Genomic DNA, 10,319 nt, shown 5'->3' with positions numbered 1-10,319 from the left:
CCGTGCCGCCCATCAGGGCGGTGAGCTCTTCATTTACAATTTTAATGACCTGTTGGGCCGGAGTCAGGCTGTCCAGTACGTCGCTGCCGATGGCCCGTTCCGTGATCTTTCCAACAAAGTCCTTGACTACCTTGTAGCTTACGTCGGCTTCCAGAAGAGCCAGACGAACTTCCCGCATGGCTTCCTTCACGTCAGCCTCCGACAGGCGGCCCTTGCCTCGTAGCCGTTTAAAGGCGGCGTTTAATTTTTCGGTGAGTCCTTCAAATGCCATCGTTTACTCCCTGAGCGCATCGGCCGCAACCGCCACGGTATCTGCCAGCTCCCCAAGACGGGGATCCTCGTACCGGCGGTTCAGCGCCTTAATTTCCGCAGCGGCGGCACAAAGCCCGTCCACCTGCGCGCGAAGCTGCTCGAACCGGCGGATCAGGCCCGTTTTGTCCTCAATCTCCTGCATCACGCCTTCCGCCCGGACAATCACGTCCCGGACACCCTGACGGGAAATGCCTGCGTTTTCCGCAATCTCCGACAAAGAAAGGTCGTTATTATAATAGTAGTCAAAAAATTCACGTTGCCGGGCAGTGAGCAACTCCCCATAAAAATCGTAGAGCATGGTCATGCGATAGGTTTGATTTTTCAAAGAAAACGCCCCCTTACCGAATACTTGTAAAGCTATATAACTTTACAACGATATTCAGTTTACAGGAATATAAGGAAAAAGTCAAGGGAAAAAGGGAAGAAAATTTCATAAGTCCTGAAAAAAGGACTTGCTAGAAAGACCGAGCGGCAATGGACGTCGGGCTGTCTGAAAGGGCGCTCTGGCGTGATAAAAAAAGGAGGACATTATGGTTTTTGACGCGCATTCCGATATCTGGACCGACGTGACGGTACGGCGGCTGCGGGGGGAAAGAGACGTTTTTTGCAAGCACCATCTGGACCGGCTGAAAAAAGGCTGCGTTGAGGGCGGCATTTTTGCTATCTGGGTGGACCCACCCTACGATGCAAACCACGCGGAGCGCACCCGGCAGATGATGGACTGCATTCAGGCAGAAATCGCGGAATCCACGGTGTTTCAAATTGTTCACAACGAGGAGGAAGTGATGAAAGCGCAGCAGGAAGGCATTTTTTACATATTGATCGGCGTGGAGGGGATGGCCTGTGCGGGGGAAGATCCGGCGTGGATTGACACATATTACGAATTGGGTGCGCGGCACGCCATGCTGACATGGAACGAGGCCAACGCGCTGGGCGCGGGGGCACTGTCCGGCGAAGATTACGGGCTGACCGAGCTGGGGAAGCAGGCGGTGCGGCGCTTGCAGGAAAAGCGAATGCTGCTGGACGTGTCCCACCTGAACGAAGCGGGGTTTTGGGATGTGGCAAAGCTGACGGCTGCGCCCTTTGTTGCCTCCCACTCCAATTGCCGGGCGCTGTGTGATGTGCCCCGGAATTTGACGGACGAACAGCTCCGCGCCATCCGCGATGCGGGAGGCGTGGTGGGGGTAAATGTCTTTCACGACTTTGTTCATGCCGACACCGAAAAACAGACGGTGGAGACGCTGGCGCTTCACGCCGCCCACATGATTGAGGTGATGGGGATTGACCACGTTGGCTGCGGGTTTGACTTTTGTGAGTTTCTGGAGGGAGAGGAGGACGAACCGCGTACGCCGGGACTGGAAGACGCGGCGCAGATCCCAAATTTCTTTGTGTGCCTGAAGCGACTGGGCCTGAACCAAGAGGAGCTGGAGAAGGTGGCGCGGGGGAATTATTTGAAGGTGCTTCACCGATGCGTGGGATAAAAAAGCGGGTGGGACTTATATTTTCCAAAACGGGCCAAAATAGAGTTTGAATTTACGGAGAGAATACGCTATACTAGCCGAGTAACAGCCGGGATACCTTGTGTATCGCCGGTTTGTTCCCGGCTTTGTGGGGACGGTGGAGTATGGCTTGGTCTATCGTGCGATTTTTGCAATCACGGCAGAACATTTATGGTAAAAACCGACACGATTTAACATAAATGCCACAATAACCCACCGGGCCTGTGGTATACTATTTTCATTTGAAACGACAGGAAGGAGCCTGAAATTGAAAGAAACCAGAACAAAGCTTGCGGAGGGAGTGCACCTCACCTGTATGCCTGCGCGGAAATTTAAGACCGATTTACTTTCTGCCCAGTTCATGACCCCCATTCGGGAGGAGACGGCGGCGGTGCAAGCGCTGCTGCCGGCAGTGCTGCGCAGGGGCTGCGCCCGGTTCCCGGACATGGGTACACTGGGAGCGGAACTGGACAGGCTGTACGGAGCGGAGCTTGACTACACGGTGCGCAAAAAAGGCGAGTGCCAATGCGTGGGCTTTGTGGCCAGCCTGATCGACGACGCGTTTACGCCCGGCGGAGAGAAGCTTTTAGAACCGGTGGCGGAGCTACTGGGGCGGGTGATCTGCGACCCGGCCATGAAAAACGGCAGATTCCTTCCCGAGTATGTGGACAGTGAACGGACAAATCTGGTGGACGCGATCCGCAGCATTCTCAATGATAAGCGGGATTATGCCGACCTGCGGCTCTTACAGGAGATGTGCGCCGGAGAGGCTTACGGCGTCAGTCGATTCGGAGACGAAAAGACGGCGGAGACGCTGACAGGAGAGCAGGTGTATGGAGCTTATCTCAAGATGATTTCCGCCGCTCCGCTGGAGCTGTTTTACTGCGGCGGCGCGGAACCTGCCCGGGTTGCGGACGCGCTTTCCGAGGCGCTGTCCGTCCTTCCCCGCACGACGGTGACTCCGCTGCCCAAGACCCTGCGCCACCCGGCAAGGCCCGAGGCCCTGCGCATTACCGACGCCATGGATGTGACTCAGGGAAAGCTGGGCATGGGCTTTGCCTGTGCCAGCGATGATTTTTCCGCGCTGCTGATGGGTAACACACTGTTTGGCGGAAGCAGCAATTCCAAGCTGTTTATGAACGTGCGGGAAAAGCTGTCTCTTTGCTATTACGCCTCGTCTCAGCTTCACAGGGAAAAGGGTGTGATCACTGTATCCTCTGGCATTGAATTTGAAAATCTCCAGCGGGCTTACGGCGAGATTTTGATTCAGCTCAAAGCTGTGCAGGACGGCGCACTGGACGACTGGGAACTGGAGGGTGCGCGCAGCACACTGTGCAATGCCTATGCCACCATTGGGGATTCCCAGGGCAAGCTGGAGAATTTCTGGCTGGGGCGGATGGCCTCCGGCCGGGAGGATACGCCAGAGGATCTGGCGGCAGGCGTTCGCGCCGTGACGCCGGAGCGCATTCGAGCGGCCATGGGGTCCGTGTCACTGGACACCGTATATTTTCTTAAGGGAGAGGAGGCCGGAGCATGAAAAAGGAGCTTTATCAGCGGATTGGCGAAACCGTTTACCGGGAGGTTCTTCCCAACGGCTTGCCGATCAACGTGGTATACAAGCCGGACTTCGCCAAGAGCTATGCCTTCTTTGCCACACGATATGGCGGGATGGACACCCGCTTTCAATTGAATGGCACGTGGATAGACACTCCTGCGGGTATCGCCCACTATCTGGAGCACAAAATGTTTGACACCGAGGAGGGTAACGCGCTCCAGGATTTGGCGAAAAACGGGGCGGAACCCAACGCGTTTACCTCCAACGCCATGACGGGGTATTACTTCGACTCCACGGAGAAGTTTGAGGAGAACCTAAAAATTCTGCTATCCTTTGTCTCGATTCCTTATTTTACGGACGAGAGCGTTGAAAAGGAGCAGGGCATTATCTCTCAGGAAATCCGGATGATTGAGGACAACCCGGACTGGCAGGTCTATGCTGGAATGATGGGGGCGTTGTATCACAGAAACACCGCAAAAACCCACATCGCTGGCAGCGTGGAGAGCATTCGTGAGATTACCGCCAAGACGCTGTATGACTGCCACAAGGCGTTCTACACACCGGGGAATATGATTTTGACGGTGGTGGGAAACGTGGATGCGGAGCGTGTGAAGGAAATTGCCGCATCCATTCTGCCGAAGGAGAGCGGTCCTGTTATTCCACGGGATCACGGAGAGGAGCCTGCGGGCGTTGTGCAGCGGGAGGTCAGCCGGAAAATGGAGGTATCCATGCCTCAATTCCTGCTGGGCTTTAAGTGCACGCCTACGCCTCCGGGAGAGGATTTCCTTCGGCGCAGCCTAATTGGCGGCATGGCAAGCGACCTGCTGCTGGGGGACTCCAGTCCGCTGTATCAGCGGCTGTATGAGCAGGGCCTGATTAACGCCAGCTTCGGGGGCACATTCGAGATGATGCCGGACACGGCGTATTTTTACGCGGGCGGCGACAGCCGGGATGTGAATGCAGTGGCCGCAGAGATTAAAAAAGAGGCCCGTCGCCTTGCGACGGAGGGACTGGATCATGACTTTTACGAGCGGGTGCGCAAGGCGGCCTTCGGCACGATGCTGCGGAGCATGAACTCCTTTGAGAGCATTGCCGTGTCACTGACCGAGGGGCATTTCACAGGCTATGACGCGCTGCGGTTCCCGGAGGCCTTTGACGGCATCACCGAGGAAGACGTGCGAGCCTTTATAAAGGACCAGCTGACGGAGGACCGCGCGGCCATGTCCGTGATTCTGCCCAAATGAGGCGGGCGAAAGGAAGTTTCAGCTTTGACGAATTTAAAAGCACTGAGTGATATGCCCATCGGGTTTCCGGGATTGTTCGGCGGGTTTGAGATCAATCCCGATCCCATGGCCATTCATATCGGGCATGGAATTTACTGGTATGGTATTATTTTGGCGCTGGGTCTGCTGGCGGGGCTGTACCTTTGCATGAAGCAGGCAAAGCGGTTTGGCCTGACCGAGGACAACGTGCTGGACATGATTCTTTGGGCCACGCCCCTTTGCATCATTGGCTCTCGCATTTACTATGTGATTTTTTATCTGGATTTGTACCGCAATGCGGACGGCGGATTCGACTGGCTTCGGATGCTGGCCGTGTGGGACGGCGGCATTGCCATCTACGGCACGGTGATTGTGGGTATTCTGGTGGCCTATGTCTATTGCAGAATCAAAAAGCTGAAGTTTGCCGCTATGGTGGACCTTTGCGTCATGGGCTTGTTTTTGGGCCAGAGCATCGGGCGCTGGGGGAACTTTATTAACCGGGAAGCCTTTGGAGCGGCCACGGACCTTCCTTGGCGGATGCAGCTCTGGGTGAGTAAGTACCAGACCGTGGAGGTGCATCCCACGTTCCTCTACGAGAGCCTTTGGAATCTGGTGGGGTTGTTGCTGGTGCTGTTTATCGTCAGCAAAGCCCGCCGGTTTGACGGAGAGAGCGCCTGCTTCTATTTCCTGTGGTACGGCCTTGGGCGCGCATGGATTGAAGGGCTGCGGACGGACAGCCTTTACCTCTTTGACTGGACGATTTTTGGCGAGCCGATCCGCGTTTCCCAGGCGCTGAGCATGGTGCTGGCGGTGTGCGCTGGGGCGGTGCTGTTCTATAACATCGTGATTCGGAAAAAGGATGGCAGTGATTTGTGGGTCCGGCAGATGGAGCGGGCCGCTCTGCCCTCCGCTTCCGAAGCGGAAACGGAGGGGGCCGGGACAGAGGAAAATGTTTCTGCGCCTGAAGCGGAAGCTTTCCATACAGAGGAGAACGACTTCGGGACGGAGACGGCGGCTTCGAAGGAAAACGATTATGAGCCGGAAGCGGAAACGTCCGTGTCGGATGACGGCGGGGAAGAAGTGCCCGCTGACGTGGTTTCGGAAAAGGAAAAGTCCTGAGCTGCAATAGCTTTGCACAGCAAAGGAAAGAAATCTTTTCTTGCTTTATAAGTCGGTAAAATCAAAAAAGTGAGGGCACGGGGAATTGAATTCCCCGTGCCCTTATTTTATGGTGTCCGCAGGTGAGAGCTTCCGCTGCAATGATCACGCAGGACCCCGTTTTCAAGAATGCTTATCCGGGAAGACGCTGCACTGTACCGTGGGCGCAGTCTACACTTACCTGCATCCCATCGGTGAGGATACGGGTGGCCCCGCCCGCGCCTACGATGACCGGCTTGTCCATAGCAAGACCCACGGTGGCGGCGTGGCTGTTGGCGCCGGATTCCTCACTGATGACGGCAGCACAGGTGCGCATGACGGGGAGCATATCGTTGGTGGTGAAGGGGACCACCAGCACGCAGCCCGGACGGGCCTTTTCTGCGACCTCGTCTGGCGTGCGGCACACGCACAGGGGGCCAGAGGCTTTTCCACGGCCAACGCCCACAGCGGTGAACAGCGCGCCGCCCACCAGATGCACCCGGATCATATTGGTGGTGCCGGGAATGCCCACGGGAACGCCTGCGGTAACTACCACCAAAGAGCCCTGCTGGATAAGCCCGGCGGCTTTGGCGGACTCCACGGCAAAGTCCACTAGTTCGTCGGAGTCTCCGGCGACCTGCATCAAAATAGGGATGACACCCCAGCTCAGGGCCATGTGGCGCTGCACGCGTTCGTCCAGCAGGCAGGCAATCACCGGAGTGGCAGGGCGGAAGCGGCTGACCAGCCGGGCGGTGGTGCCTCGCTGACTGACGGTGATGATGGCGTCCGCCCCCACGTCGTCGGCGGTGGTGCAGGCGGCGTGGGCCGTGGCGGCGGCGATGGAGAGGCGGTGGTCCCCAGCGGCGCTGCGCATTCGTTTGGGATAGTTAATGTCGGACTCCGTGCGCAGGGCGATGGCATTCATGGTCTTTACCGCGTCCAATGGGTATTTGCCCGCGGCTGTTTCCCCGGAGAGCATGATGGCGGAGGTGCCGTCGTAAATTGCGTTGGCCACATCGGTGATTTCCGCGCGGGTGGGGCGGGGATTTTCCATCATGGAGTCCAGCATCTGGGTGGCGGTAATGACGGGCTTTCCGGCGGCGGCGCACTGGGCGATGATGTCCTTTTGGATAATGGGAATTTCCGTGAAGTCAATCTCCACGCCCATGTCGCCCCGAGCCACCATTATCCCGTCCGCCACGGAAAGGATTTCGGAGAGGTTGTCCACGCCCTCCTGATTTTCAATTTTTGCAATAATACGAATGGAAGATCCAGAGGCGCTGAGAAGGTGGAGCAAGTCCGTCACGTCCGCGGCACTGCGGACGAAGCTGGCGGAGATGAAGTCAAAATCCTGCTCCACGCCGAAGAGGATATCCTCCCGGTCCCGCTGGCTGAGGTACGGCATGGAAAGACGCACACCAGGGACGTTGACGCCCTTGTGGTTTTTGACGCTTCCGCTGTTTTCCACCCGGCAGACGATGTCCTCGCCCCGGATTTCCTGCACCGTGAGGCGGATCAACCCATCATCCAGTAAAATCGAGCCTCCGGAAACCACGTCACTGGGAAGGTCCCGATAGGTAACGGCGCAGATATGCTCGTCCCCAAGAATATCGCGGGTGGTGAGGGTAAATTCCTGCCCGGTTTGCAACTGGACGCGGCCGTCCTTAAAATCCCGCAGGCGAATTTCGGGGCCTTTGGTATCCAGCATGGTGGCCACGGGCAGATTCAGCTCCTGACGAAGCTTTTTTACCATATCCAACCGCGCCTTGTGCTCGGCATGGGTGCCGTGGGAAAAGTTGAACCGGGCCACATTCAGTCCGGCCTCCAACATGGCACGGAGCGTTTCCTCCTGATCGGTGGCGGGGCCCAGAGTACATACAATTTTTGTCTTTCGCATATAAACCTCCTTGTTTCATGGAAGCAACCTAAAATACAGATTATGATTCTATTATAAACGATTTCGTCGCTGTGGCAAGGGGGAATTCCGTATTTTATGTAAATAAAAGGGGATGCGCTGTGTAAAAAAATTACGGATGTTTCTTGTTTTGCGGCTCTTGAGCAACCGGATATCCACGCAAGTGGGCGGTTTCGGTAAAAAAGCAGACGCGGCGAAGCGGCGCGATTCTTGGGCGCAGCCGAACGAAAAGGCAAACGACAAACGAGCCGGAAAATTTACATTCCCAGCCAGTTTTAAAGTTTCCATAGGTGCGCAGTTCGGCGGCAAAAAAATGAATTGTTTTTGCGGTGTAGGTGGAAAACTACTTCTGGACCACAAACGCACGAACGGACCATGGTTGATGATCCGTTCGTGCGTTTGCAAGGATTGCGGGAATTTTGCGATTACGCCACGTGGGTTCTGCGCTCCTCGCCTCTTTGGAAAAGCAGCGTGATGCACCACAGACCTGCCAGGCCGACCAGCGCATAAATGATGCGGGAAAGGGCGGCCATCTGTCCTCCGCAGAGGAAGGCTACCGTGTCGAAGCCAAACAGGCCGACGCCGCCCCAGTTCAGCGCGCCAATAATGGCGAGCACCAGTGCAATCTTGTCGATTACCATAAAACATACCTCCTAAAAACTGATTATCCGGGGTTTGGGTGGAGTATGCCCCAAAGCGCGAAGAATCATACCCGCTGGCATAAAAATTTCCGCCCCCCGTTGAATCCGACGGCGGAGTATAGTATACTGAGAAGACAAGCATCGCGGCGCAGTGCGCCGGAAAAATTTGCAAATTTGGAAAAGGAGACTCACATGAACGAGAAATTCAATCGCCTGGGCTTCTATCCTGCGGATATCCTGCTTCCCGCAAGCGCAGATATGGAAAAATGGGCCGTGGTGGCCTGCGACCAGTTTACCTCTCAGCCAGAGTACTGGGAAGCAGTGGAGCAGACTGTGGGCGAAGCGCCCTCTACCCTGCGCCTGATTCTGCCGGAGGCCAAGCTGAACGACCCCGCCGTGGAGACGCACATTGCGGACATCAATGCGTCCATGCGGAAATATGTGGAGGGTGGCGTTTTTAAAACCTTGCCCGCGTCTCTTATCTATATGGAGCGTACACAGTCTGACGGGAAAGTTCGCCATGGCCTGGTGGGCATGGTGGATTTGGACCAGTATGATTACACACCCGGCTCCGGCGCACTGATCCGCGCCACGGAGGGAACCGTTCTCTCCCGCATTCCGCCCCGGGTGAAGGTGCGGCAGGACGCGCCGGTGGAGCTGCCCCATGTGATGCTGCTGATCGACGATCCCGACGGCACGGTGATTGAGCCGCTGGGTGGTCAGAGCGGCGCCATGGAGAAGCTTTATGATTTCGACTTGCAGCAGGGCGGCGGGCATCTGATTGGCTGGAAATTGACCGAGGCCCAGACCGCTGCCGTGGCGGACGCGCTGACGGCCCTGTGCGCCCCCGAGCAGATGGAGCGAAAATACGGTATGAAGGATGCTGCCCCCCTCCTGTTTGCGGTGGGCGACGGGAATCACTCTCTTGCCACGGCGAAGACCTGCTATGAAAATAAGAAGAAGGTCACGCCCAAGGAGCAGTGGGCCACTCTGCCGGAGCGGTATGCGCTGGTGGAGGTTGTGAACAACCACGATGACGCACTGAAGTTCGAGCCGATTCATCGGGTGGTATTTGATGTGGACGCGGAGAAGCTGCTGGCCGCCTTTAAGGCGTTTTATCCCTCTGCCCATGAGGGCGAGGGTGAGGGCCACACCATTGCCTATACATGGGCGGGTGGCAAGGGCTTTCTCACTGTGCCGGACCCCAAGGTCCAGCTTGCAGTGGGGACGCTTCAGGCGTTCATCGACGAGTATCTGAAAGACAACGGCGGCGAGGTGGACTATATCCACGGCGACGAGGTGACGGATGAGCTGGGCGCGAAGCCCGGCAACATCGGCTTTAAGCTGCCCGCCATGGGCAAGGAGCAACTGTTCAAAACCGTGATGGCCGACGGCGTGCTGCCCCGGAAGACGTTTTCCATGGGTCACGCGCAGGATAAGCGCTATTATGTGGAGGCAAGAGCAATTCAATAACTGCGGCGCAAACGACAGGCCGTTTAAAGGGGAGAGGCAATGCTAAGCTTTAATCATTTTAATTTCAATGTGTCCGACTTGGACAAATCCCTGGCATTTTACAAGGAAGCGTTGGATCTGACACCGGTGGGAAACCGCAAGGAGGCGGCCGACGGGAGTTACATCATCGTGTTTCTGGGAGACGGGAAGACGGATTTTCGGTTGGAGCTGACTTGGCTGCGGGACCATCCCCAGAAGTACGACTTGGGGGAATGCGAATTCCATCTGGCCCTGCGGGCCGACGATTACGAGGCGGAGCACGCGCGCCACGAAAAGATGGGCTGCATCTGCTTTGAAAATACCAAGATGGGGATTTACTTCATTCAAGACCCGGATGGATATTGGATCGAGCTTGTGCCGAGGCGCGGGTAATATGGCATATCGGGTGACTGCGTGTACGCGCGAAATGCTGCCCGATGCGCTGCGCGTCGAGCGGTCGGCCATGGGTGACCATTGCTATCTCGCCGACGTATATGATTATTTTGC

10 protein-coding genes are annotated in these 10,319 nt (G+C 56.6%); 6 read left to right on the top strand and 4 right to left on the bottom strand.

What is annotated here, in order from left to right:
* Together RT018_RS03805 and ylxM are read right to left on the bottom strand one after the other, a co-directional pair.
* The coding region (locus RT018_RS03805; protein WP_312939442.1) for a signal recognition particle receptor subunit alpha at nt 1-271 on the bottom strand (271 nt) is incomplete at its 3' end.
* Between the two features lie 3 nt (nt 272-274).
* Nucleotides 275-637 carry a YlxM family DNA-binding protein gene (ylxM, locus tag RT018_RS03800; protein WP_312939441.1) on the bottom strand — a complete coding sequence of 121 codons (363 nt, stop codon included), beginning with the start codon at nt 635-637 and terminating at the stop codon, nt 275-277.
* A gap of 205 nt (nt 638-842) precedes the next feature.
* On the opposite strand from ylxM, the gene RT018_RS03795 reads away from it, so the two are divergent.
* From RT018_RS03795 to lgt, 4 genes are all read left to right on the top strand, one after another.
* Nucleotides 843-1,793: a dipeptidase gene (locus tag RT018_RS03795; RefSeq protein ID WP_312939439.1), complete on the top strand. Its 951-nt coding sequence runs from the start codon at nt 843-845 to the stop codon at nt 1,791-1,793.
* A gap of 286 nt (nt 1,794-2,079) precedes the next feature.
* Entirely contained in the window at nt 2,080-3,348 is a 1,269-nt protein-coding gene (yfmF, locus tag RT018_RS03790; RefSeq protein WP_312939438.1) for an EF-P 5-aminopentanol modification-associated protein YfmF, read from the top strand.
* The gene (yfmH, locus tag RT018_RS03785; RefSeq protein WP_312939437.1) at nt 3,345-4,610 is read left to right on the top strand and encodes an EF-P 5-aminopentanol modification-associated protein YfmH; all 1,266 of its coding nucleotides are present in this window, start codon (nt 3,345-3,347) and stop codon (nt 4,608-4,610) included. The genes yfmF and yfmH overlap by 4 nt, the downstream gene beginning before the upstream one ends.
* A gap of 24 nt (nt 4,611-4,634) precedes the next feature.
* Nucleotides 4,635-5,747, top strand: coding sequence for a prolipoprotein diacylglyceryl transferase (gene lgt, locus RT018_RS03780; protein WP_312939435.1), 1,113 nt, complete (start codon nt 4,635-4,637; stop codon nt 5,745-5,747).
* A 172-nt stretch (nt 5,748-5,919) separates the two neighbouring features.
* Here the strand turns inward: lgt and pyk are convergent, their stop codons facing one another.
* Both pyk and RT018_RS03770 read right to left on the bottom strand, forming a co-directional pair.
* Nucleotides 5,920-7,662, bottom strand: a complete 1,743-nt coding sequence (gene pyk, locus RT018_RS03775; RefSeq protein ID WP_312939434.1) for a pyruvate kinase — start codon at nt 7,660-7,662, stop codon at nt 5,920-5,922.
* Between the two features lie 443 nt (nt 7,663-8,105).
* Nucleotides 8,106-8,321 carry a DUF378 domain-containing protein gene (locus RT018_RS03770; RefSeq protein ID WP_293010360.1) on the bottom strand — a complete coding sequence of 72 codons (216 nt, stop codon included), beginning with the start codon at nt 8,319-8,321 and terminating at the stop codon, nt 8,106-8,108.
* A gap of 192 nt (nt 8,322-8,513) precedes the next feature.
* On the opposite strand from RT018_RS03770, the gene RT018_RS03765 reads away from it, so the two are divergent.
* Entirely contained in the window at nt 8,514-9,794 is a 1,281-nt protein-coding gene (locus RT018_RS03765; protein ID WP_312939433.1) for a DUF1015 domain-containing protein, read from the top strand.
* 39 nt (nt 9,795-9,833) lie between these two features.
* Nucleotides 9,834-10,205: a VOC family protein gene (locus RT018_RS03760; RefSeq protein ID WP_312939432.1), complete on the top strand. Its 372-nt coding sequence runs from the start codon at nt 9,834-9,836 to the stop codon at nt 10,203-10,205.
* Nucleotides 10,206-10,319 lie beyond the last annotated feature (114 nt).

Origin of the sequence: Oscillibacter sp. (genome assembly GCF_032060045.1) — a bacterium.
In the GTDB taxonomy this organism is placed as follows: domain Bacteria; phylum Bacillota; class Clostridia; order Oscillospirales; family Oscillospiraceae; genus Oscillibacter.
Note: the sequence above shows the minus strand (reverse complement) of the source record. Positions and strands in the feature narration are given on the sequence as shown.

Bases quoted from the DNA above. Each gene is read 5' to 3' on its own strand.
- RT018_RS03765 (WP_312939433.1), top strand. From the start codon at position 8,514: ATGAACGAGAAATTCAATCGCCTGGGCTTCTATCCTGCGGATATCCTG.
- RT018_RS03760 (WP_312939432.1), top strand. From the start codon at position 9,834: ATGCTAAGCTTTAATCATTTTAATTTCAATGTGTCCGACTTGGACAAA.
- RT018_RS03770 (WP_293010360.1), bottom strand. From the start codon at position 8,321: ATGGTAATCGACAAGATTGCACTGGTGCTCGCCATTATTGGCGCGCTG.
- yfmH (WP_312939437.1), top strand. From the start codon at position 3,345: ATGAAAAAGGAGCTTTATCAGCGGATTGGCGAAACCGTTTACCGGGAG.
- RT018_RS03795 (WP_312939439.1), top strand. From the start codon at position 843: ATGGTTTTTGACGCGCATTCCGATATCTGGACCGACGTGACGGTACGG.
- pyk (WP_312939434.1), bottom strand. From the start codon at position 7,662: ATGCGAAAGACAAAAATTGTATGTACTCTGGGCCCCGCCACCGATCAG.